This window comes from Candidatus Zixiibacteriota bacterium (assembly GCA_040752815.1).
GTDB lineage: Bacteria > Zixibacteria > MSB-5A5 > GN15 > FEB-12 > JAGGTI01.
Genome location: JBFMGC010000003.1, coordinates 47,530 through 70,893 on the forward strand (window position 1 = coordinate 47,530; position 23,364 = coordinate 70,893).

At 58.0% G+C, this 23,364-nt stretch carries 23 protein-coding genes; 13 read left to right on the forward strand and 10 right to left on the reverse strand.

All coding sequences use genetic code 11. From position 1 onward, the window contains the following. Positions 1 to 125: 125 nt before the first annotated feature. The 4 genes from asnB to nadE are packed head-to-tail and all read right to left on the reverse strand — an operon-like array spanning position 126 to position 5,004. Positions 126 to 2,111, reverse strand: coding sequence for an asparagine synthase (glutamine-hydrolyzing) (gene asnB, locus AB1772_01550; GenBank protein ID MEW5795022.1), 1,986 nt, complete (start codon positions 2,109 to 2,111; stop codon positions 126 to 128). 31 nt (positions 2,112 to 2,142) lie between these two features. Beyond that, complete coding sequence (locus AB1772_01555) at positions 2,143 to 3,702, reverse strand: class I adenylate-forming enzyme family protein (GenBank protein MEW5795023.1); 1,560 nt, start codon at positions 3,700 to 3,702, stop codon at positions 2,143 to 2,145. A gap of 31 nt (positions 3,703 to 3,733) precedes the next feature. Further along, positions 3,734 to 3,997, reverse strand: a complete 264-nt coding sequence (locus AB1772_01560) for an acyl carrier protein (GenBank protein ID MEW5795024.1) — start codon at positions 3,995 to 3,997, stop codon at positions 3,734 to 3,736. Between the two features lie 32 nt (positions 3,998 to 4,029). Next, on the reverse strand, positions 4,030 to 5,004 hold the full coding sequence (gene nadE / locus AB1772_01565) for an NAD(+) synthase (protein MEW5795025.1): 975 nt from the start codon (positions 5,002 to 5,004) through the stop codon (positions 4,030 to 4,032). Between the two features lie 621 nt (positions 5,005 to 5,625). Here nadE and AB1772_01570 point away from each other — a divergent pair. Then, the gene (locus AB1772_01570; protein MEW5795026.1) at positions 5,626 to 7,134 is read left to right on the forward strand and encodes a Wzz/FepE/Etk N-terminal domain-containing protein; all 1,509 of its coding nucleotides are present in this window, start codon (positions 5,626 to 5,628) and stop codon (positions 7,132 to 7,134) included. A 21-nt stretch (positions 7,135 to 7,155) separates the two neighbouring features. Here the strand turns inward: AB1772_01570 and AB1772_01575 are convergent, their stop codons facing one another. After that, the gene (locus AB1772_01575; GenBank protein ID MEW5795027.1) at positions 7,156 to 7,581 is read right to left on the reverse strand and encodes a hypothetical protein; all 426 of its coding nucleotides are present in this window, start codon (positions 7,579 to 7,581) and stop codon (positions 7,156 to 7,158) included. A gap of 344 nt (positions 7,582 to 7,925) precedes the next feature. Between AB1772_01575 and AB1772_01580 the strand changes: the two genes are divergently transcribed. The 12 genes from AB1772_01580 to AB1772_01635 all read left to right on the forward strand — a co-directional run bounded on the left by AB1772_01580 (position 7,926) and on the right by AB1772_01635 (position 19,477). Continuing rightward, complete coding sequence (locus AB1772_01580; GenBank protein ID MEW5795028.1) at positions 7,926 to 9,965, forward strand: alkaline phosphatase family protein; 2,040 nt, start codon at positions 7,926 to 7,928, stop codon at positions 9,963 to 9,965. A gap of 451 nt (positions 9,966 to 10,416) precedes the next feature. Then, positions 10,417 to 11,064: a TetR/AcrR family transcriptional regulator gene (locus tag AB1772_01585; protein ID MEW5795029.1), complete on the forward strand. Its 648-nt coding sequence runs from the start codon at positions 10,417 to 10,419 to the stop codon at positions 11,062 to 11,064. 2 nt (positions 11,065 to 11,066) lie between these two features. Further along, positions 11,067 to 12,365 carry a TolC family protein gene (locus AB1772_01590; protein ID MEW5795030.1) on the forward strand — a complete coding sequence of 433 codons (1,299 nt, stop codon included), beginning with the start codon at positions 11,067 to 11,069 and terminating at the stop codon, positions 12,363 to 12,365. Next, positions 12,366 to 13,247, forward strand: coding sequence for an HlyD family efflux transporter periplasmic adaptor subunit (locus AB1772_01595; protein MEW5795031.1), 882 nt, complete (start codon positions 12,366 to 12,368; stop codon positions 13,245 to 13,247). Beyond that, positions 13,247 to 14,161 carry an ABC transporter ATP-binding protein gene (locus AB1772_01600; protein MEW5795032.1) on the forward strand — a complete coding sequence of 305 codons (915 nt, stop codon included), beginning with the start codon at positions 13,247 to 13,249 and terminating at the stop codon, positions 14,159 to 14,161. Before AB1772_01595 ends, AB1772_01600 begins: the two co-directional genes overlap by 1 nt. Further along, complete coding sequence (locus AB1772_01605) at positions 14,158 to 14,922, forward strand: ABC transporter ATP-binding protein (protein MEW5795033.1); 765 nt, start codon at positions 14,158 to 14,160, stop codon at positions 14,920 to 14,922. The genes AB1772_01600 and AB1772_01605 overlap by 4 nt, the downstream gene beginning before the upstream one ends. Further along, positions 14,915 to 16,021 carry an ABC transporter permease gene (locus AB1772_01610; GenBank protein MEW5795034.1) on the forward strand — a complete coding sequence of 369 codons (1,107 nt, stop codon included), beginning with the start codon at positions 14,915 to 14,917 and terminating at the stop codon, positions 16,019 to 16,021. The genes AB1772_01605 and AB1772_01610 overlap by 8 nt, the downstream gene beginning before the upstream one ends. A 2-nt stretch (positions 16,022 to 16,023) precedes the next feature. Beyond that, positions 16,024 to 17,136, forward strand: coding sequence for an ABC transporter permease (locus tag AB1772_01615; protein ID MEW5795035.1), 1,113 nt, complete (start codon positions 16,024 to 16,026; stop codon positions 17,134 to 17,136). A gap of 351 nt (positions 17,137 to 17,487) precedes the next feature. Further along, the gene (locus AB1772_01620; protein MEW5795036.1) at positions 17,488 to 17,970 is read left to right on the forward strand and encodes a peroxiredoxin; all 483 of its coding nucleotides are present in this window, start codon (positions 17,488 to 17,490) and stop codon (positions 17,968 to 17,970) included. A 2-nt stretch (positions 17,971 to 17,972) separates the two neighbouring features. Continuing rightward, positions 17,973 to 18,131, forward strand: coding sequence for a hypothetical protein (locus AB1772_01625; GenBank protein ID MEW5795037.1), 159 nt, complete (start codon positions 17,973 to 17,975; stop codon positions 18,129 to 18,131). A gap of 107 nt (positions 18,132 to 18,238) precedes the next feature. After that, on the forward strand, positions 18,239 to 19,144 hold the full coding sequence (locus AB1772_01630; protein ID MEW5795038.1) for a TIGR01777 family oxidoreductase: 906 nt from the start codon (positions 18,239 to 18,241) through the stop codon (positions 19,142 to 19,144). A gap of 132 nt (positions 19,145 to 19,276) precedes the next feature. Next, positions 19,277 to 19,477, forward strand: coding sequence for a winged helix-turn-helix domain-containing protein (locus tag AB1772_01635; protein ID MEW5795039.1), 201 nt, complete (start codon positions 19,277 to 19,279; stop codon positions 19,475 to 19,477). A gap of 67 nt (positions 19,478 to 19,544) precedes the next feature. Here AB1772_01635 and AB1772_01640 read toward each other — a convergent pair whose 3' ends face one another. The 5 genes from AB1772_01640 to AB1772_01660 all read right to left on the reverse strand — a co-directional run bounded on the left by AB1772_01640 (position 19,545) and on the right by AB1772_01660 (position 23,359). After that, positions 19,545 to 19,877 (reverse strand): hypothetical protein, encoded by a 333-nt coding sequence (locus AB1772_01640; GenBank protein MEW5795040.1) that lies wholly within the window; start codon positions 19,875 to 19,877, stop codon positions 19,545 to 19,547. 209 nt (positions 19,878 to 20,086) lie between these two features. Continuing rightward, positions 20,087 to 20,809 (reverse strand): SDR family oxidoreductase, encoded by a 723-nt coding sequence (locus AB1772_01645; protein MEW5795041.1) that lies wholly within the window; start codon positions 20,807 to 20,809, stop codon positions 20,087 to 20,089. An 82-nt stretch (positions 20,810 to 20,891) separates the two neighbouring features. Then, entirely contained in the window at positions 20,892 to 21,371 is a 480-nt protein-coding gene (locus AB1772_01650; protein ID MEW5795042.1) for a transposase, read from the reverse strand. 185 nt (positions 21,372 to 21,556) lie between these two features. Beyond that, positions 21,557 to 22,804 carry a glycine C-acetyltransferase gene (gene kbl / locus AB1772_01655; GenBank protein MEW5795043.1) on the reverse strand — a complete coding sequence of 416 codons (1,248 nt, stop codon included), beginning with the start codon at positions 22,802 to 22,804 and terminating at the stop codon, positions 21,557 to 21,559. A 303-nt stretch (positions 22,805 to 23,107) separates the two neighbouring features. Further along, positions 23,108 to 23,359, reverse strand: coding sequence for an acyl carrier protein (locus AB1772_01660; GenBank protein ID MEW5795044.1), 252 nt, complete (start codon positions 23,357 to 23,359; stop codon positions 23,108 to 23,110). Positions 23,360 to 23,364 lie beyond the last annotated feature (5 nt).

Sequence of the window (23,364 nt, forward strand, 5' to 3'; positions counted from 1 at the left end):
TGGGCCACCTGCCAAGTTTCCGAGTGATGCAGGAGGATGGCAGAATCGCCGGTGGCTCGCTGTCGCGCGCGGCCCATGGGTTCTGCCCTACCGGGTCTAAACCCAGCGCAAGCGCTGGGGCACCATCACCCCTCTGAATCCTCGTGCCAGACTTTGAAATCGGCCCGCGGGGTCGGCGACGGAATCGAAAACTCGTTCAGGAATTGTTTCACGAGCAGTTGTGTCGAGAGTATCCCCACAAACGCCATGTTGTCCTTGAACGACAAGTGCTCGTCCGCTCCCTTAAGGCACTTCTTGTAGAGCAGCGACACCGCGCGAGAATTGAACAGGCCGCTTTGGGCGATCGCGTCCTCGGAAAGTAAGTCGGCGACATAGCCGGGTGAATCACTCTGCACGAAACAGTTCGAGTCGGGCGCCATGTACGGCTGCTTGACCCGCTTGACAATCTCCGGCGGCAGTTCCGGGCGCATCGCCTTCTTCAATACATACTTCTCATTAAGGCCGAATATCTTGTATCCCGGCGGTATAGTCGCCGCGAACTCCGCGACCCGGTGATCCAGAAACGGAAACCGCCCCTCGACTGAGTTAGCCGCCGATACCCGGTCCCCCTGCGACGACAAGAGATAGCACGACAGCAGTGACTTGCTTTCGAGATACTGCGCCCGGGCCAGGTGATGCCACTTCGCGAACAACTTGGGCAAGTCACGCCCGAACGCACCAAGAGAATCATGGCTGTCGATGGCGTTACGAATATCGGCAGTGAGAAACTCCTTGAGGCGCGTGGTGGTGTTTATGCGCGGAATGTGCGAGAAGTAGTACTCACACGTCTTGTCCAGGCCGGATTTGTAAAACTGCTCGAGATAATGCTTCGCTCTCGCGCCGGATACCGGCAGAGTCGGGTACAGTTTTCTCAGCACCGCCGGCCGCCATTGCGAGTCGGGATTTTTCGCCCAGAAGGCGCGAATAAGCGTTTCCTTGAAGATGTCGTAACCGCCCAGAAGCTCGTCGGAACCTTCGCCGGTCAGCACCACCTTGAAGTTGTTCTCTCTGACCAGGCGCGAAAGTTCGAGCAGCGGCGTGGGCGCGGTGCGCAGAATCGGGCGCTCGGTGTGCCAGATGACTTTCGGGAATGACTCCGCAATTGATCGATATGTGCAGTTCACCGTGTGATGACTCGTGCCGAGATGACGGGCCATCTGCTGCTGATAGTTCGACTCGTCAAAAGCCTTGTCCTCGAACGTAACCGAAAACGTCTCCAGGCGCGATTGCGTGAAGTGTCTGATGAGCGCTGTTGTCACCGATGAATCCAGCCCGCCGGACAAGTACGCCCCCACCGGCACGTCGGCGCGAAGCTGCAGCCGCACCGAATCGATCAGCAGCGCACGCAGCTCCTCGGCATAAGATTGCACCGGGCGGTCATAGTCGAACCTCTCCGGAAAGCTCATGTCCCAGTACCGACTTGTTTTCAATCGGCCGTCGGTGATCTCCACAAAGCTCCCCGCCTCCAGTTCGTTGATTCCCTCGAACAGCGTACGCGGCGGCGCGGAGGTCCACCAAGTGAAGGTCTCGTCGAGACCTTTCAGGTCGAGCCGACGAGGCACGCGGGGGTCGCAGAAGATCGCCTTTATCTCTGACGCAAAGTAAAATCGTCCGTCGTGCACGGCATAGAAAATCGGCCTGATACCCAGCCGGTCGCGGGCTACAAACAGCGAACGCTTGCTGCGATCATACAGCGCGAAGGCAAACTGGCCGTTGAAATGATCGACACAGTTGCGCCCGTACTGCTCAAAGGCATGGACGATTACCTCGGTATCGCAATTAGTACGAAAGCGATGGCCCTGCTTTTCGAGTTCTTGTCGCAGCTCGATATAATTGAAAATTTCGCCGTTGAAGGTCACCCACGCGGTGCCATCTTCGTTGCACAGCGGTTGCGAGCCGCCGGCCAAGTCGATAATCGACAGGCGCGCCTGTCCAAGCGCACAGCGTTCGTCGAAATAAGCGCCGAACTCATCCGGCCCGCGGTATCGTATCGCGTTCACCATGCGGCCGAGCAGTTCATGCTCCGGCGGCGACGGTTCCGACATTTGAAAGTATCCGGCAATTCCGCACATGGCGACTATCTTATCGGCTTGGAGTGGACAGCTATATCTTCAGCGCCTGCTCTTTCAAAGCGAGCTTGTTTACTTTGCCTGACTGGTATTTCGGCAGACTATCTACAAATGAAACCACACGCGGCACCTTAAACGGCGCCAGCCCTTTCTGGCACCAGCCCTGAATTTGCTTCTCATCGGCGTGAACACCCGGCCTCAGCACCACGACAGCGCGGATTGCCTCCCCCAGAACATCATCGGGAACGCCGAACACCGCTGCCTCCGCGACCAGTCCGCTCTCGAGTATTCTCTCCTCGATCTCCTTGGCGCTCACCCGGTGACCCGCCGCTTTGATGATCTCCCGTTTTCTCCCGACTATATATATGAAGCCGTCCTGATCGCGCCGCGCCAGGTCGCCGGTGATCAGCCAGCCGTCGCGAAGCACCTCGGCGGTGGCTTCGGGTTGATTCCAGTAACCTAACATGACATTCGGCCCGCCGACCGCGATTTCACCCGTTTCGCCTGTGGAGACCTCGGCGCCGTTTTCATCGATAATCCTCACCTCGACACCCGGAACCGGTATACCGATAGAACCCAGTTTCTCCTCAAGCCGCTTCGGCGGGAGATATGTTACTCGCGGCGACGCTTCAGTTTGCCCGTACATGATCCAGATCTCCTGGCGCGGGCAGGCTTCCATCAGGCGGCGCGTAATCTCCGGGGCCATGGCACCGCCCGCCTGCGTGATGTACCTGAGATCGGCGAATTTGCGCTTGGCGATGCTCGACTTGTTCAGCGCGATCATAAATGTCGACGGCACCCCGGCAAAGCCGGTTGCTTTCGACTCTTCGAGCGAGTCGAGAACGACTTCCGGGTACATGAAGCGGTTGTCGATCACGATGTGTCCGCCGCAAGCAACGTGGGTCAGCAACAACGAATTGCCGTAGATGTAATAGAACGGCAGAATCACGAGCACGGAATCGTCTCTGGTCAGCCGAAGATACTCAACTGTCGCCAGTGTGTTTGATACGAGATTGCGATGCGAGAGCATCACCCCTTTCGGTTCGCCGGTCGAACCGGACGTATAAAATATCGCCGCCAGTTCATGGGGTGCTTGCGCGGCATCGACAACGGCTGCCGCCGCCCTGCTGAGGCTGGCGATGGGTGCGGTGTCCTCCAGAATGTCTTCAATCCGGATCAGCGGGGCCGGCAGTTCAGGGACGAGCGGTTTGTCCGAGATGATTAGATCGAGCGCGAGGTTTGTCCCGAGAATCTGCTGCAATTGTCGGCGGTATTTCCCCTGCACCATGAACACCTTCGCGCCCGAGTCGGCGAGCATGAAGTTGATGTTTTCCGGCGCGAGCGAGGTATCCAGCGGCACCGCCACCAGTCCGGCCATCAGCGATCCGAAAAAACAGATCAGATATTCAATCGAATTCTCAAATAGAATTGCGGCGCAGCTGCCGTCGGGGAGGTCGTACCGCTTCAAGCGCTCGGCCAGGGCCGCCGAGGATCGGTATAGCTCACCGTAGGTGATGTGTCGCTCAAGATGAATCGCCGCCGTCTTCTCTTCGAAAGCGGCGGCGGTCTTTACGAGAAAATCGGATACTTTCATGCCGTCACAGAGGTGTGGCCGCGGGCTACAGCTACCCGGCCTTTCGCTGCACAAAAGCGGCCAGGTTGTCGATCGAATCGAGATTGGCCGGGATCATCTCCTCGTCTTCGACCGAGATGCCGTAGGTCTGCTCCAAATGCGAGACCAGCTCCAGCACGCCGGTAGAGTCTATGATGCCCCTCTCCATGAACGAGTCGGAGTTGCCGAACCCGTCGGAATCGTCGCCGAAGAGAAAGGTCTCGAGGATAAACGCCTTTAGTTCTTGTCTGGTCGTATCGATATCAATCGTTGCCATTGTCGTTTCCGTGTCTTGCCCGGTTGCCCCCCTTAGCCCGCGGTCGTCATTTCCAGCGGGGCCATTCTCAGATATTCGGTCGCAACCACTTTTCGCTTGATATTGGCGTAGCCATGCTCGACCTGCGCTACTGTCAGCCCCAACACAGCGGCGGCTTCATCGGGGGGAACATCGTTTTCGAGAGCATACCAGAGCATGTCCATGGTGTAGAAATCCAGCCCGAAGAAGAACTCCTCCTGGGTGACCTCGAAACTGTATGTATCGGTGGTCGGGGTCCGCTTGATTATCTCCTCAGGTATGCCAATCGCCTCGGCAATCTGGTACACCTGTATCTTGTACAGGTGCGCGATTGGCTTGAGATCGGCGCCGCCGTCGCCGTATTTCACGAAAAACCCCTGCATGTGCTCGTCTTTATTGCCCGTGCCGACTACCGCATAGTTCCGCTTCTCCGCATGATAGTAAAGCGTGGTCATGCGAAGGCGCTGCTTGAGATTCGATGCCGCCACCACCTGCAAGTACGCTTCAAGCGGCATCCGTTTGGTCATTACCTCGCCCCTGGGATTCTCAACGGTCAGGTTGAAGTAGTTATAGGTGTCTTTTTCAAGGATGTTCGTCGGGATGACAATCTTGTTCTTCCAGCCGTCGGTATACTCTGGGAACACCCTCCGAATGGCCTCGTCGCGGCGGCTATAGCACCCCAAGCCGGCGAGACCGCCGCTTATGTCTTCTTTGATTGTCTCGAATCCGAATTTCTCGCCCAACTGGCAGGCGAGCCGTTCGCTTTGGGGGGACGAGTCGGTTTCGGGCATCATGATGCCCACCACCCGCTTTGGGCCGAGAGCCCGCGCGCAGAGTGCCGCGCAGACCGAAGAATCGATTCCGCCCGAGACGCCGATCACGGCCCCCGACTTTTTCAGCACGCGGCCGACCTGGCGCCGCAGCTCGGCTTCCATCTGCTCGGCTGCCCGGGCCGCGTCGATTTTAAGGCTGTCTTTTGTGAACTTCAAGAACAGTTCCCTTCAGCGTCTTTAGTTTCGGTTCGAGTTCCGTCAACGGCCCGAAAAATAGGCGGTTAGTCTGCAAACACAACCTCAAACTGGTATGTTCCCATCCATCATGGTGATATCAGGGATTGAGGACGGCCTTCGCGCGTGCAGCCAATCCGGCGGCCCACCCGCTCGCGGGTGGGGTTGAGGTATGCTGGTTAGGCACGGGTAGATTGTGTATCGCAGGCGTATAGCCCGTCATGCCCGATCCAGTCGGGCATCTATGTCCACTCGCGCCGGTAAGAGCCGAAACTCTCACGAACGCGACTAACCATCGATTACTCCTGCCGTACAAGGGGCAGACCGGAGGTCTGCCGCCCACAACGCCGGCGGCAGGCGCGGAGTCCTGCCGATCAGTCTTCAAATCCATGGGGCAGCCTCGGGAGGTCTGCTGCCTACGACCTCCGCACCGGCGCTGCGCTTTCAAAAACCTTGTCCGCGCCGACCTGGACCACCTATCTTCAGTTGGGCAGTCCACTTTTGCGTGGGCACTCGATATGCGGCGCAGTGCCGTTGAAATGCAGGAAACCTTTGCTCCTGCCGACGTTACAAAAGTAGGACTACCGGCCCAAAGGAACCTTGATGGCAGCAACCAAGACAGTCGGCGTGATCGACATTCGCGAAATCTTGGCCATGGTCTGGCGCCGCAAGTGGCTGGTGATCATTCCGGCCCCTTTGGTGGCCGCGCTCACTTTTGCCAGTTCCTATCTTCTGACGCCTAAATACGGTTGCTCAACCATTATAGCCATCGATCCCCAGGTCCAGCTTATTGCCGACCTGCAACGTATGCTCAGCGAACCGGCCAGCTATACCGCGATGCAGAGCCGGGACCGCTCCAATGTCCTCAACAGCATCTACAACGAACTTACCTCCAGCCACTACGCGGAGCTGCTCGCGGAGCGCATGAAAATGCCCCGTCAGGCGTATATCGACGAGCGTGCGGCCACCTATGTCCAGATGCAGGGAAGCCTGACCATGGAGCGCGCCCGCCTGATGGTGCTGCAGGATATGCTCAAGGAATCGGTCGAGCTGGGGTGGGCATCCGGTGATCAAATCCGGATCATGGTCCTCTCCCCCCACCCGGTGGAAGCCCGCGACCTGGCCAACCATCTCGGTGACATCTTTATCGCCGAAAAAATGCGCCAGGACCTGATGGACATACGCTCATCGCAGGATTTCTCGGACGTGCAACTCGAAAAGTACGAGCGCCAGGTCAGCGACAAAGTAGCTGAAATTACAAGGGTCGAGCAGCGGCTCGCCCGGCTTCGCAGCGCCGACGCCACTACTTCCGAGAGCAACCGCTCCGAGATCGAGGACGAAATCAACCAGACAGAGAGCGAAATCGACGATCTTCGCGCTCAGGAACGTACCGTGCTGGGCCGTTTGCGCGGGATCGACGGCGTCAATGTCAACCAACTTTCACTTACCGAGACGGATGCCGCCCGCGAGGCGCGCGACGAACTTGGCAGCCGCCTGAAGGAGATCGGCGACCTGCTTTCACGGTACACCTGGAACAACCCCCAGGTGATCAACTTCAAGCTGCGCCAAAACCATCTTTTAGAGACAATCGAACGCGAAAACCGGGCGCAGGTAAACGCTCAATACGCCCAGCACCAGCAGAGTGTCCGCGACGATCTGGTCGCCCTGTTCAACGCCCGGTCCACGCTGGACTATCTATACTCCAAGAAGCCTTATCTCGAGTCTACGCTGAGCGACCTGGCCCCGTCCACCGACCTGATTCCCGAATACGAGGCGCAACTGGCCCAACTGCAGCGTGAGCTGCAGGTAGCCACCGATATCCGCGACCGTTTTCGCCGCCAGCAGGAGAGCTCCACTATCTCGCAGGCGCTCTTGGAAGATCGATCATCGAGCAAGTATCGGAAGGTCGAACCGGCCAAGCTGCCGATGAAACCGATGAGCCCGAACCGGACCAAGATCATGGCGATGGGGATACTGCTCGGCCTCGTTATCGGCGGCGGGGCGGTCCTGGTCGCAGAACTTATGGACAGTTCCTTCAAGAAAGTTCAGGATGTCGAGGAAGTGCTTGGCCTGCGCGTAATCGGCATCAGCCCCAAGATCGATTTCAGGTAGTACTCCGGAATAGTCCGATGATTACTTCGAGCGGGAAACCGGCTTAAGTGCCGCTGTCGTTTCCGGCTCTATTCCGTCGGCCACCCAGGCAATCGCGCGCTCTTCCCAGCCAGGGTACCTGGAGGCGTCGATTACTCGATCCTGGCAGGTGGGCGACGAGCTGTAGTGCATCTGCAAAACCTGCCCCTTGGTAACCGGAGAGTCCAGAATGAAAGCGACTCTCTGGCATATGGTTTCCCAGACCGCCATGTGGAGGTCGTGGAACTTCACGAGCTTTTCCGGCGATGGCGGAACCATCTTGCGGCTGTCAATCACCAGAGAAAACGGGCGGTCACAGTTCTTCAGGGCCGTTAGAAGGTCTCGCGACAGATGCCCGATTTCCTCGGCGGTAAAAGACCCCGACGACGTCACCCGGAATCCGTAGTAGGCCGGTTCTATTCTGTACATATCAATTCGCCCGTAATTGGGACAATTCGACTCTGGTAATATCGGCAGGAAGAGGGGCTTTCTGAACTGCCGCCAGTGGGCACAGACTCATGCTCCTCAGTGCTTGGTGCACCTCTCTTTCCAAATGGTTGGCAAACGTCCTCTTCTTTTAGTGGTTGGCGTACCTCCCGGTGCGCCAAACCTTGGCAATCGGCCTTACAACGTCTTCATCTGCATCTGACTTAACCGTTTGCGCCGAAACCCGCCGCCCACTATACTCCCCCGGTTGCCGAGCCGAGGTTGCGGTCATTGAAAGCCGCTCCGCCCGGCGCGAATAACCGCGACTCGACCAGCAAGGGACCTGCTTGTACCAACGCGTTCTCATTCTTGTAGCCGACGGCGCCAGGGATGACCTCATGCGGCGGCTAATCGCCGAGGGCTGCCTGCCCAATCTCAAAAAACATGTGGTCGATCGCGGCTGCTACCGGACCGCGCTGACTGTATACCCCTCCACCACCGGCCCGGCCCATATCCCTTTCGTCTGCGGCCTTCACCCGGGAAGCGCCAATATCCCCGGCTATCGCTGGCTCGACCGCTTCGAACACGACCGCAAGCGCCGCTCGATTCACCGCCACCGCAGCCTGAACAGCCCGCGCGGCCTGATGGTCGGCCGGGACATGAATCCCGCTCGGGCGATATCGCTCTACGAGTATTTCGAAAACCCAAGCTCTGTGCTGGAACTGATCGATTACTGCCCCAACCAGCACCTGTACAAAATCATCGCCCGCCGACTGTTCCGTATCGTGCAGGCGCATCATCTCGACGACTGGTCACGGGTCGACAAGATGGTTGAGCAAGTGGTCATTAAGCGGATTCGCGCCGGCAGCCGCTGCATAATCGGGAGCTTCTTTGGGATCGACGAGTATTCCCACCTGCATGAACCTTTCGATCAGCGCACGATCGGCGCGTATCTCAATATCGATCGCGCTGTGGGCGAGATCGCCGAAGTTATGATCTCCGAGGGTGTGTACCACGAGACGATTATCGCCATCGTTTCCGATCACGGTTTGAGTGCTACATCGGTGCACATTCCGCTGGTCGACATCACCAAGCAGCACGGTTTCAACCCGTACTGCTATCCGAAACTGTATCGCCGTAGTTGTGACTCGGCCGTGTGCGAGAGCGGCAACGCCATGGCGCAAATCTATTTCCGTCGAGGCGAAAAGTGGGGGTCGCACTGGAACTGGGAAGAACTGCGGCTAGACCCACGATGCAGCTCGCTGATCGACGATCTTGTCAGACGCGACGGTGTCACGTTTGTGGCCGCGCGTGACGGAGTCGACAGAATCGTGTTTATCGGTCGGAGCGGCACACTGTGCGCCAGTAGAAATGGTGATATATACAGTGTAACCGTTGACGGTACGGATCCGCTGGGCGGGCATCCTGTCGGACGGTTCACACGCGACGAGCTGTTTCACCTGACATACGATTTCACCTACCCGGACGCTGTTAACCAACTATTCATGCTGTTTAGCGCGTCGAGGAGCGGGGATATCGCAATAAACGCCGAGCCTGGGTTCGATCTGCGCCTACAGTACGAAGATCCCGAGCATCACGCGTCGCACGGCTCGCTGCACAAAGTCCACATGCAGGTACCGCTGATGATCTCGGTGCCGCTTGTCGAAGAGCACGTCGCTAATTGCGACCTGGTGCCGACCATTCTTCACCTCACCGGCAAGAAGCCACGAAAGCCAACCGACGGGCGTCTCCTGAGTGTCGCAGTTGAAGCCGCTCCGGAGTCTGCTGAGCTCAAACCGAGCGTGCATAAGAAGACCAACAATCTCGGATCTATACTCGCGACTACGTTTATCATTGTTGCAGGCATAGTTCTCAGCGCCATTTTCAACAAAGACATCACCCGCGTAGGCGAGTACCTGCTTTCTACTTATGGCCAAAACTGGGTAGACGGAATTCTCTTCTTGTTGACCGCGGTTAGCAGTACGCCACTCGTACTGCCTATCTGGGCCTACGCTATGATCGGGGTGGCCCTCGGTTACGGGGTGATTCATCTGGCGATCGTCATGGCGCTCGGTTCGGCGACCGGCTCGCTGGTCAGCTTGTTAATCGGAAAATACTTCGGCGAAACCGCCTGGATGAAGCGGCGCTTCCCGGAAATACACAGGCACCCGTGGACCTACGGCCGCTCGAAATGGTATGTCACGCTGATGCTGTTTCTGGGAACCGCGTCACCGCTCCCGTGCGACGTCTTCTATGTCGCTTGCGGCGTCAAGCGCTACCCAGCGGCACTTTTTTGGGTAACCATGGTGGCGGCGAGGTTTGTCCGCTACTGCTACCTCGGCCTCGCTTTCAAATACGCCCCGGAGCTGTTTCAGAAGATGATATAGTAGGTCGGAATCTGCCATGGGCGGACGGTCCGAGGTTGTCTCAAACCCTCGATCTGTTGCGTCCGGTCTTGCTTCGGGTCCGGCTCGCTCCGCGGGTCGGGATCGAAGTGTGACCTGACCCCGTTGATCCGGAGCGGCTTAGGCGCGTCAGTTCACACCCCATTTGCTTTGTTGAACGGTCAAGGCAAATGGGGCAAAAACTGACGCAACACTGTTGGCGACTTTGCGGTCGGCAAGGCTATCCACCGCGTGCAAGGGCCAAATTAGCGCCCGCAGTCTATAAAGCTGCTGTCCGGACGCTGAACTTGTCGAGATGGCGCCACGCGAAAATGAATCCTTAGCTAACATTCTGTTTCACAACCAATTAGAAGACTTTTCAAAAAAACCTTGACTCGCCCGGGAACTTTCCCATATAATTAACCGTATAGTTAGTTAAAATGAATGGTTAGTTATGAACAGACACGAAACCTCACCGGAATCAAAACCCTTGGCCGCCGAGGATCAACCCACTCGCGGCAGAATCGTCGCTGCGGCCCTCCACGAGTTCGCTGTCCACGGCAGGGAAGGAGCTCGAATCGACCGTATCGCTCAAACTGCCGGAGTCAACAAGGCGATGATCTACTACCACTTCCGCTCCAAGGATCAACTCTACATCGATGTAGTAGTGTCGTTCGCGCGGGCCATGTTCCAGCAGATACGTGGGCCAGTGTTTGAAACCTCTGAGTTGTCCAGAGCACTTGAAATCATGGCCGAGCGTCATGTCGAAGCCTTCCTCGATGCCGGTCCGATTCGCCCCATCATTCTCAGGGAATTGGCCAACCCCACGCCCGAAGTAATGGACTCTATCGCGGATGTGCTTACCTCAACGGGTCTGCCTCAAAAGATAATGACCCTGATTGAGCAGGGCGAGAAGGACGGGCGCTTCCGACCTATAGACATCCGCCAGGCAATCGTCGCGTTTGTCAGCATGAGCATTGGTTATTTCATCATCGCCCCGATACAGGACCGCGCTCTGGGTATCACCGATCGCGCTTCGTTTGTTCGGGAGCGACAGAAGGTAATCGTCGACCTCTTCCTGAATGGGCTGAAAGTGAGATGAGCATGAAATACGTTATCATGGCGGCAGTCGTCGTGCTGTCAACGAGCGTGACCGCGCGTGAACTGACCCTGGAGCAGGCGCTACAACTGGCGCACGAACACTCGCACACGCTGAGAGAAGCCGAGGCCAATCGTCTGGCCGCGGAGAAACTGGTATCGGCGGCGCAGGCGGAGCGCTTTCCCACACTATCAGTGGATGCACTGGCGAAATTTGTCGACGAGGTGCCGTCGCTCAATATTGACCTTGCCGCACAAGTCGACATAGCGCGCGAATTCGGTTCCAAAGAGACCTATCAGACCGACCTCCGCCTGACCCTGCCGCTCTACACCGGCGGGCGGATAAGCTCGGCGATTGCGCTGGCCCGTTCGGGCAGCGAATATCGCGCCGCCTTGAACGACCTCGAGCGCGACCGGGTGTTCCTGCAGGCCCGGCTCGACTATTTTAGTCTGACCCGGTCGGCTGAGCTTTTGCGCGCAGCGAGGGCGTCGCTTCGGCGCACGTCTGTGCTTCAGGACAACATCCTCTCGCTCTACAGCGCCGGAGCGGCCGATTCGGTCGATCTGCTCGAGGCTCGCCTGGCCTACACGAGAGCCGACTTCCAGGTGCAGCAGGCCGAGATCAGCTCGCAGTCTCAGAGAATCACTCTCGTTTCCCGGCTGGGGCTGCCCGCGCAGGAGCAGATCGAGTTGACCGATCCGATTCCCGACCCACCGCAGGAACTGCCCCTGGTCGCGGTTTCTACAGAGCGGCCGGAGCTGAGAGCCGCGGTCGCCGGCATTCGCGCCGGTGAGGCGCGGGTCAGAAGTGAGAAAGCCGGATACCTGCCTACTCTGGCGGCGTTCGGAGGCTACTCCTACGGCAAGCCGAATATCGATCCCTTTACCAACCAGTGGAACGACAACTTCACGGTCGGCGCCAAACTGCAGTGGTCGCTGAACCTGGGCGGCGGGACCTCGTCGAAAAAAGCGGCCGCATCGTTTGAGCTCGACGCCGCCCGTCGCCGTCATGACAACACGGCCGAGTCGATTAGCCGCGAAACGGAACTGGCCTACGAGCAGCTTCGGCTGGCGCACCGTCGCTATTTCAGCTCTCGCACCGAGTGGGATGTGGCGGCGGCCAACTATGATCTGGCGCAGCAGCAACATCAGAACGGCGCGCTGTCATCGAATCGACTGCTGGAGATAGAGGCCGTCCTGTCACACGCGGAAGCCTCGCTGGCCGCCGCCAGGGTTGATTTCTACATAGCGCAAAGCGCCTATTACTTCGCTCTCGCTGATGAAAGACTGGGAAAGGGTCTATAGATGAAAAGAATCATGTCAATCGTAATGCCGGCGATGCTTCTGCTGGCCGGCTGCGGCAATGACACCGACCTGATCGGCGGCTCCGGTTTGATCGAGACCACCGAATCCGTCATCTCCGCAGAAACCGCCGGCCGCGTGGTGCAGCATCGCTTTGACGAAGGCACCGAGGTAAGCGCCGGTGACACGCTGCTCGTGATCGATCCAAGCAATCTCGAACTGGAGCTGGTCTCGGCCCGCGCGGGGCTGGACGTTATCAAGGCGCAACTGGCAACCGTGCGCCTTCAGGTCAAACAGGCTGCAACCAGCGAGGAGTTTGTCCGCGCGGAATTCGAACGAGTAGACCGGCTGATGAAAGCCGGCACCGCGACCAAGAAGCAGTTCGACCAGGCCGAGTTTGAGCTTAATCAAGCCACGCTCGCACACCAGAGCGCCGAGGCTCAGGTCCGAACTCTGCAGGCCAATCTATCCAAAGCGGAAAGCGATATCGCCCGGCTCGAACGCAGGCGGGTCGACTGCTACCCCGTGTCACCGGTGAGCGGTGTCGTGACCGAGAAGTTCATCGAGCCGGGGGAATTCCTCGCGCCGGGCAAGCCGATCGTGCGCGTTTCGCGGCTGGATACCGTTACGGTCAAGGTGTACCTCTCGACCGCGGATTTCGCCGGGGTAAAGCTCGGCGACGCGGCCGTAGTCAGCACCGAGAGCGGGGGGCAGGAATTCCGCGGCACGGTGGTGTGGACTTCCGATCAGGCCGAATTCACCCCTAAGAATGTCCAGACCGAGCAGGCCCGCGCCGACCTGGTGTACGCCGTCAAAGTGTCTGTACCGAATCCGGACAGGAACCTGAAGGTCGCCATGCCGGTTTTTGTCAGGCTGGAGAAGTAATGTCATTCCTGATAGCCGACAGACTGGTCAAGAATTACGGCACGCTGGTCGCGCTCGATAGTTTTTCGCTCGAGGTCGCTCCGGGAACGATATTCGCCCTGGTCGGACCCGACGGCGCCGGCAAGACCACGATGATGCGGATTCTCTGCCGCCTGCTGGATCCGGACAGCGGAATGATTACGATCGCCGGGCGCGACGCGGCGAAAGAGTATGAGGCCATCAAGCCGATTCTCGGCTACATGCCGCAGCAGTTTTCACTCTATCCCGACCTTTCGATCGAGGAGAACCTGACGTTCTACGCCGGTTTGTACGGCATCACCGGGCAGGCGTTTCGCGAGAAGCGCGAGCAGCTCTATGAGTTCTCCAACCTCAAGCCGTTTTCCGGCCGTCGCGCCGGAGCGCTCTCCGGCGGGATGAAGCAAAAGCTGGCGCTTTCCTGTGCGCTGATTCATGATCCGCGTTTGCTCATTCTCGATGAGCCGACTACCGGGGTCGACCCGCTCTCGCGCCGCCAGTTCTGGGAAATCCTGCTTCAGTTGAAAGCGGAGGGGGTGACGACTCTCGTCTCTACTCCGTACATGGATGAGGTCGCCCGGTGCGACCGCGCGGCGTTCATCTACAAGGGTCGGAAGCTGGCCGAGGATACCCCGGCAGGGCTGGCCGGCTCATTTACCGGACGGATCTACTATATCGATCACGAACCGACCACCGCGATTGTCCAGGCGATCAACCGCCTGCCCGATCTGTCGGCCGCACGTTTCGGCGCCGGCCTTCATCTGTATCTCGATCAGGATGACAACATCGAGCGACACCTGGCGGCGCTGGCATCTCTCGGCGTGGCTGCCGAGCGAGTTACGCCGATTAAGGCTGAGCTCGAAGATCGATTCATACAACTGATGGAGACAGGCGCATGAACCCAATTCAGGACATCGGCCGGAAACACGCTGTCGAGGTCGATCACCTGAGCCGAACATTCGGTCATTTCACGGCTGTCGATCAGATTTCGCTTACCGTGAATTACGGCGAGATTTTCGGTTTCCTCGGCGCCAACGGAGCCGGCAAGACGACCGCCATTCGTATGCTGTGCGGCCTGCTCATGCCCAGTTCGGGCAATGGACGGGTGGCCGGTTTCGATGTCTACCGCCAGCCGGAACTGATCAAGCCGAGTATCGGCTATATGTCACAAAGATTTTCACTTTATCCCGACCTGACCGGACGCGAGAACCTGGCGTTCTACGGCGCAGCGTACGGCCTCGGCAACGCGCAGTTGAGGCAGCGGATCGATGAAGTCACCGCGCAGTTGGAGCTGGGACAGTTTCTCGACGAACTCTCGAAAAGGCTGCCGGTCGGCTGGCGCCAGCGCCTGGCCCTGGCCGCGGCCATCCTGCACAAGCCGCGCATTTTGTTTCTCGACGAGCCCACCGGCGGGGTCGATCCGGTGTTCCGCCGCCGCTTCTGGGGACTGCTCTACGAACTGGCCGACTCGGGCGTAGCCATATTCGTCACCACTCACTACATGGACGAGGCCGAGTACTGCGGCCGGATTTCGATCATGCACCGGGGCAGAATTATCGAGCAGGGGCGTCCCTTCGACCTCAAGCAGAAACACGCCACCACGTCGCTGGACAACCTGTTCGTCGATCTGATCCGCAGCCAGGAGGCCGTACGTGCATAGGATCAGGTTTATAGCCCAGAAGGAACTCTACCACATCCTGCGGGATTTCCGCTCGCTGATTATTGTCATCATTATGCCGGTGATGATGATCTTCCTCTACGGCTACGCCATCAATATGGACATCGAGAGGGTCACGCTGGCGGTGGTCGACTTCGATCATACCGTCGAATCGCGCCAGTTTACGGAGCGTTTCTATCGTTCGGATTATTTCAGCAGACCCGACAGGGCCGCAGATCTGAGCGATCCGGATCGCCTGCTCCGCTCCGGCGAGGCGGCGGCAATTCTCTATATCCCGGCCGGATTTGGCCAGGCGCTCACGCGCAATGAGGATTTCGAGGTGGGGATGACAGTCGACGGCTCCGACGCGTCGCTGGCGAGTGCGGTGCAGGCCTACTCCAACGGCGTGCTCGTGGAGTTCATGAGAGACCGCCTGCCACCCGGTTTTGAAATCCCGGGCGTGACCATATCCCAGCAGGTGCTCTACAATCCCGACTTGAAGTCATCGCACTTTCTGGTGCCGGGACTGGTGGCGGTTATCCTGATGATGATCTCGGCGCTCATGACTTCCATGACTATCGCGAGGGAGAAAGAGTCCGGCACTATGGAGCAGCTTCTCACCACGCCGGTCAAGCCGCGTGAGATCTTGATCGGCAAGCTCCTGCCGTACGTGGTGATCGCGTTCCTCGACGGCATCCTGGTGATCCTGTTTGCCAGGGTGGTTTTCGGCGTTCCGTTTGTGGGTTCGCAAACGCTGCTGCTATTTTTCGGCCTCATCTATGTGACGACGGCGCTGTCGATCGGCATTCTCATCTCATCGATTGCCAAGACTCTCCAGGAGGCCACGATGCTCGCCCAGATCGCCACCATGTTGCCCTCGGTGATGCTATCCGGGTTCATCTTCGCCATCAAGAACATGCCGTTCGTGCTCCAGGCGCTGAGCAACCTGGTAGCCGCTAAGTTCTTTGTCACCATCATACGGGGGATTATGCTCAAAGGCGCCGCTTTCACTGTGCTGGTTCCGCAGGCAGTGGCGTTGATCCTGCTCATGCTCGTGCTTATGACCGTGGCGGCCCGGAAATTCAAAACCAGGGTAGGTTGATTATGTGGCGCGCTTATTTGGGCCTGATCCGCAAAGAGTTCATCCAGATCCGCCGCGACAAGGCGATGCTGCGGATAGTCTTTCTGATGCCGATCGTCCAGCTTCTGCTCCTTGGGTATGCGGTCAATACCGATGTCAAACTTCTCAAGACCGACGTATACGACTACGACCGCAGCAGCCACTCGCGGGAGTTCATACGGTCGTTTGACGCCGGCGACTACTTCGTGCCGGACGAGCGACTTGTGTCGGACGAAACCACTCCTCTCTGGGAAATGGAGGACCGTTTCCGCAAAAACGAGACCCAGATGGCGATTGTCATCCCTGAGGACTTCTCCGAAAAGCTCACGCTGGGTGATAACATCAGGATAGGGATGATTGCCGACGGTTCCGACGCCAACGCCGCCCGCTCCGGGCTCGGCTACGCCGGGCTGATCACCCGCCAGTACAGCCAGCGAGTCACCGGCATGGAGCTGCCGCTGGAAATCCGCCATACGTTCCGCTACAATCCGGAGCTGGAGTCGGTCTACTTCATGGTGCCCGGAATCGTGGCGACCCTGCTGACCATGGTGACAATTTCCCTCACCGCGATGGGGATTGTGCGGGAGCGAGAGATGGGCACGCTGGAGCAGATCTCGGTCACACCGATCGCCGGTTATGTGCTGCTGCTGGGCAAGATCACGACCTTTGCGCTGCTGGGTCTGGCCGAAATGATGATCGCGCTGGCGGTGGGTATCCTCTGGTTCGGTATCCCATTCGCGGGCTCGCCGCTTTTCCTGGCCCTCATGAGCGGGTTGTACCTGCTGACCACGCTCGGGCTGGGCACGTTCTTTTCGACCGTGACGTCGACCCAGCAGCAGGCGATGTTTCTCGCCTGGTTCTTCTCGATCTTCGCCATCCTGACATCAGGCTTTTTCAGCCCGATTTCCAACATGCCCGGGTGGATGCAGCGGATAACGATGATCAACCCGATGCGCTTTTTCATGGAGGTGGTGCGCGGGATAATGATGAAAGGCTCCGGCCCGGCCGACCTGGTGCCGGAGATTATTGCCATCGCGATATACGGTCTTGTCATCTTCAGCCTGGCCGCCGCACGCTTCCGCAAGCGGAGCGCATAGGGCGCGCGGGCCACGCGGGTTCGTTTCCATAACACACTAAAGGGTGGGCCACCGAGTAAAAGCGTAGGGCAGAATCCCACGCCGCTTCGGTGTGGTGATTCTGCCAAATCCCAAGTGGCAGAATCACTCCGTCGAAGCGCCGGAGGATTCTGCCCTACGATTGTTCACCTGTCGACCCGCTTGTGCGAGGTGGACGTCCTCGTCCACCTCGTTCTTCACTATACGCGACGCCCGCTGGCCCCACCAGAAGTGACGGACCACTGGCCATTCCGCATCGCCCTCCACGGAACTTTTTATGCTCTTTCCGCATTATGAGAGGACCAAACGCAGAGATTAACTGAGGTTGTTCAAGTGTCAGATAACACTAAGCTCGATATCGGCGCCAAAGCCCCGTTGTTCAGCCTGCCGAATCAGGACGGCACCAAAGTCTCACTCAAAGATCATGCCGGGCGCTGGCTTGTACTCTACTTCTATCCCAAAGACGACACCCCCGGCTGCACCACCGAGGCCTGCGACTTTACTTCCGGACTGATAGGATTCGAAAAGCTGGAGGCATCGGTACTTGGGGTCAGTCCCGATTCGCCCGCAAGCCACCGGGAGTTCATCGCCAAGTACAAACTCGGTTTCCCGCTCCTCTCGGATGAAAGCAAAGAGGTGCTTGCGCAGTACGGCGCGTGGAGTAAAAAGAACATGTACGGCAAGGAGACGGTCGGAGTGATTCGCTCGACCTTTCTGATCGACCCCGAGGGCAAGATTGCCCATACCTGGTACGGCGTTAAAGTCGAAGGTCATGCCGATAAAGTCAGAGAGAAACTGGCCGAACTGGCAGGCTGATTATGAGAATTCACCGACGCACCGGCTTTGGCACTGTCTACCGTCGCCGCCAGGCGGCCATGGCGCGAAGTCGGATGGCCTGGCACATCCACCCGGGGCGACTGAATCTGGTAAGGCTCAGGCGATCATTGTCGTGCTGCATGGACACGCCGACGGTTTAGTTAATCTAACGATCTGATCGACAGCCTCGACAAACAGACCGAATTTCATCACCGTTCACCGCGCATACCACTCGGAAACTCGTCCTGCTGCAGCTATATTAGTTTCTATGCGGGTGCTTATCTCCGGATCGAGCGGTTTTATCGGGCAGGCGTTGACCGACACGCTCCTCGCCCACGGCCACGAGCCGATCGCGCTCAAACGCACGACGGGCAAGGTGTCTTCGCATACCGTAGTGTGGGAGCCGATAGCGAGAGGCACGTGGGATTCTGACATCGGTGATGTGGACGCGGTCGTTAATCTGGCGGGCGCTAATCTCGCCGCTCGGCGCTGGTCCGCGGATTTCCAAAAGATCATTCGAGAGAGCCGCATAACCGGCACCACGCAGCTCTGCTGCCACCTCGCCTCACTAAACCGGAGACCGTCGGTGCTGATTTCGGCGTCCGCCACCGGTTACTATGGCCATCGGGGAGACGAGGTCTTGACAGAGGATTCAACACCTGGCCGCGGCTTTCTCTGTGAACTCTGTCACGAGTGGGAGTCCGCCTCTGCGCCCGCAAAAGATGCAGGCATTCGAGTGGTGAACCCACGGATCGGCGTGGTGCTGGCCAGGCACGGCGGTGCGCTCGCTAAGATGTTGCCTATTTTTAGGTTAGGTCTTGGAGGAAAGCTTGGTTCGGGCAAGCAGTGGATGAGCTGGGTCACGCTTTCGGACCTTCTAGAGATTATTCTTCGAGCTATATCCGACCAGACCCTGTCCGGGCCGGTGAACGCCGTTGCGCCCAATCCGGTCACGAATACGGAGTTCACCAGACAGCTCGGCCATGTACTAAGAAGACCAGCTTTGTTACCGGCCCCGGCTTTTGCGCTTCGCGTAGCCTTGGGGCCGATGGCCGACGAGGCGCTGCTGTCATCGGCGCGCGTCCAACCGCAGAAACTCCAGGGTGTTAGGCACAATTTCCAACACTCTGACGTTGCCGCCGCATTGCAGAGCGTCCTGACTGCGCAGAAATAGCTTGCATCCTTCGCTCCTGCGCGCATATAAGAACTATGTGCCGGAGGAGGATAGCTGAAGAAATCGGTTCAGGTTTCCGTACCTCCTGCCGATTAAAAATGGATAGAAGATACTGTTATCACGGAGGATGAAATGAGAGCCCAAATTGGTGAGACCGCCGGCAAAGTCTGGCGGACGCTCAGTCAGCACAAAGAGGTTAGCCTGTCACAGATACCGAAACTGATCGGCGAAAAAGATACGGTGACCTACCAGGCGGTCGGCTGGCTGGCCTGCGAGGACAAGCTTCAATACCGCACCGAGCGCAACCGGACGCTGGTTTCGCTGCGGTCATAGGGAATTGTAGGTCGAAACCATAGTGATCCGGACACAATGTCGGGATGACGAGCATCCCGACCTACAATCAATCCTTAAACAAATCGTCGAAACTCTTCCGGCGCGATTCCTTGTCGTCGGACCGTGACTTCATGCCGCCGGCGGTCTTGTAAACCTGCCGCACCTGGAAGAAGTCACAGAAGTTGGCTTTTTCTTTGTTGCCGACCGGATGTTCGATATTCTCGCGGCACTGGTGGCGACGAGTCGGGTCAAAGTGACGGCACCCGCGACAGCAGCGCAGATCGGTCTGGCAGTTCTGGCACTGATCGTGCCGGGTCACGCTGCCCTTGATGCCGGTTGGCCGCCCGCAACTCCAGCAGAGCAGCCCTTCTTCGCGCATTTCGCTGCCGTGAAGTGGCATACGTAAAGAATAAGTTTTGGAGACTAAGCGGTAAAGGGAAATGTCACCCTCCCAGCAGCGGGTGACGCTACAGCCTTGTAGGGTATAACCCGAACCCCGCTTGTCCGACCAAGGCGGGCAAGGAGGAGCGAGTGGTTCTGCCACAAAAGTGAACGGCAGAATCACTCCCGCAAAGCCGGGAGGATTCTGCCCTACTCCAATCTGAAGGATTATTTCTTCTTGAGCACCAGCGTCCGCATCTCGACCAGCGATACCCACGCATTTTCGTTTTGCCGCGCGAGAAACACCACCGCGTCAGCGACCTCGCTGGACAACAGGCGCGGTTTGGTCGACTTCTGGTCGAGCGGTGTGCCGCCGAAATCGGTCGCGACCGAACCGGGGGCCAGCACGCAGATTTTGATGTTATCGTTGCGTACCTCGGCGGCGGTCGATTCGCTCAGGATATTCAGCGCCGCTTTCGACGCCGCATAGGCGGCATGTTCGGGCGCCGCCTGCTTGGCGCTCATCGACGAGATGTTTATGATCTGCCCGCCCCCCTGCTTCTTCATCAGTGGGATTAACTCGCGAAACGAAAGGAAGACCGCGCGGAGGTTCGTATTAAACGTATGATCGAACTCCTCCTGTGTGGTATCAGAGACGGCCTTCCAGTACCCGATTGCGGCGTTGTTGATGAATACGTCAATGCGCCCGTACTTGCGTACGGCAGACGCGACGATTCTCTTAATACCCGCCGGCTTGCTGATATCAGCGGTAACAGTCAAGACGCGGCTCCTGGGCAAATCGGCGGCCTCGGCAACTTTGCCAAGACGCTCACGGTCACGCCCGCACAGCACCAGCCGGCACTTTTCGCGCGCGAAGGCGAGGGCAATCGACGCCCCGATTCCGCGTGACGCCCCGGTGATGACGACGGTTTTGTCGGCGAGGTCTCTCATGCTTACATCAAAAGGTCGCATTCCGATTCAGGTAGGTCGGGTTCCGAACATAGTCCATTGGAGTGAGAAACCCGACACCCGATCACTCGCCGAACTCCCCTTCGAACTCCAGCTTATCTATTACCCCCCAGTCTCTCGTATAGAAACCACGGTCGCTCCAGGATTTCAATGTCGAGTAGGGATAGGTAAACGGGTCTTTCACTTGCCCGTGATGGACCGGATTGTAGTGAATATAGTCCAAGTGTCGATTCATATCGACCTGATCCCGTATCACGTGATCCCAGAAGCGGTTTTGCCAGACCCACCCCGCGCGCACTCTATCTCGGAACCGTCTGGAATAAGTGATCTTGAAACTGTGCATTAGCATTGAGACGGTTGTCGAGTTGACATCGAGCAACGCGTGGAAATGCTGTGGCATCAGTACCCATGCTAAGGGAACAACCCCCGGCCACGACTCGAGGAAAAGAGACGGTAATTCCAATAAGAGTGGCTCGCGATCATAGGTGACACAGGTGATAAAGAAGACAGAACCGCTTTCTATGTAACGACGCAGCGTTTTCATGTCATCTTCTTAGCCTACCTGAAGGCTCACGTTGCAGTTGATCGGGTTCCGCCGCCTACGTCACCGGACAAGAAACTCGACACCAAATCCTCGTCCACGTCATGTCGGGTTTCTCCCTCCAGCCCAGGGGGCGGTCGCTCGGAACCCGACCTACGATTCTCCTTCCAGCCATGTCCCTTCGCCCCCTACGCCCCGTACATCTCGATTATCTCCTGCTTGGTCTTGCCGAGGATGTCATACTTCTTTCCGACTTTCCTGAAGGCATCGAGCGCCTTATCGAGATGATGTATCTCGTGGCCCGCCGAAATCTGCGTGCGGATACGCGCCTGGCCCTGAGGCACCACCGGGAAGAAAAACCCGATTGCGTATATTCCCTCGGCATACAGATCGCGCGAGATGTCCTGAGATAGCTTGGCGTTGAACAGCATGACCGGAACGATCGGCGTGTCGCCCTCTTTCAGGATGAAACCGGCATCCAGCAGCCCCTTACGCCAGTACTCGGTGTTCTTCTCTAACTTATCGCGGCGTTCAGTGGACTTGGAGAGTATGTCCAGCACCTCGAGCACGCCCGATACGACTACCGGCGCAATCGTGTTCGAAAAGAGATACGGCCGCGCCCGCTGACGGCACATCTCGACCAGTTCGCGCCGTCCGGAGACACAGCCGCCAGAGGCCCCGCCGAGCGCCTTGCCGAATGTTGTCGTGATAATATCCATACGGCCGACCACGCCGTATTTCTCATGCGTGCCGCGACCGGTCCGGCCGATAAACCCGCTGGCGTGAGAATCGTCGCAGAACAGCATGGCGTCGTACTTCTCGCACAGTTCCGCCATTTTGTCAAGCGGGGCCGTGTCGCCGTCCATGGAGAAGACGCCGTCCGTGATGACCATTCTGACACGCCGATCCTTGTGTAACTGCAGCTTCTCCTCGAGATGCTCCATGTTGGCGTGCTTGAACGTATCCTGTTCGGCGCTGCACAGGCGCATGCCGTCGATAATCGACGCGTGCACGAGCCGGTCGGCGATCATCATGTCGTCCTTGGTGAGCACAGCCTCGAACACGCCGGCGTTGGCGTCCATGCACGACGGGAACAGGATCGTATCTTCCGTGCCGAGAAAAGTGGTCACTCTTTGTTCCAGTTCGTGATGAATATCCTGCGTGCCGCAGATGAAGCGCACCGAGGACATCCCGTAGCCGCGACTATCCAGTCCTTCGTGCGCTGCCTTAACTACATCGGGATGACTGGACAAACCGAGATAGTTATTGGCGCACATGTTGATGACTTTTTTGAGCGACGAACCGGTCGGGAACTCGACCTCGATGTCCGCCGCCTGCGGCGAATGAATAAACCGTTCCTGTTTGAATAGGCCGGCTGCCTGGATTCCCTTTAGTTGTTCCTGATATATGCCACGAACCTTATCGCTGTAGCCCACTTTCCGGCTCCTTGATTTGCCGATTTATGTCGTAACCACATCTTTCGTTTTGCGTGCACGAGCTGTCGGGCAGGGTCGCCCGACAGCACACCGTAACTGTCGCCAGTTATGTGCGCGGCAGACCTCCTGGTCTGCCCGCTGACCGGCCGGACGACCTGATGTCGAGAGGCAGACGAGGACGTCTGCCGCCCACAAGAGTCTTCACCTTACGAGCCGGCAGATGGGGGCATCTGCCGGGCACTTTATGTCTGCCGCCCACGCAATCCCGATCTACGAACTGCCGCCCTGACTCCAGCGCAGTCATCACTTCACGAACTTGTTCACCAGCGTAACGATCTTGTTTACCGAATCGAACGACTCCGGGGTCGCCTGGTCATCCGGGATGCTGATCTTGTACTTGTTCTCCAGAAACCGCTTGAGCGAAACCATGGAGAACGAATCGACTATCCCGCCAGAAATCAGCGGCGTATCGAAATCCAACTCCTCGTCCTCGTCTTCGAGGTACTCGTTCCTCACATAATCCAGAACGACCTGCTTCATGTCTTCCATTATCATGCCTC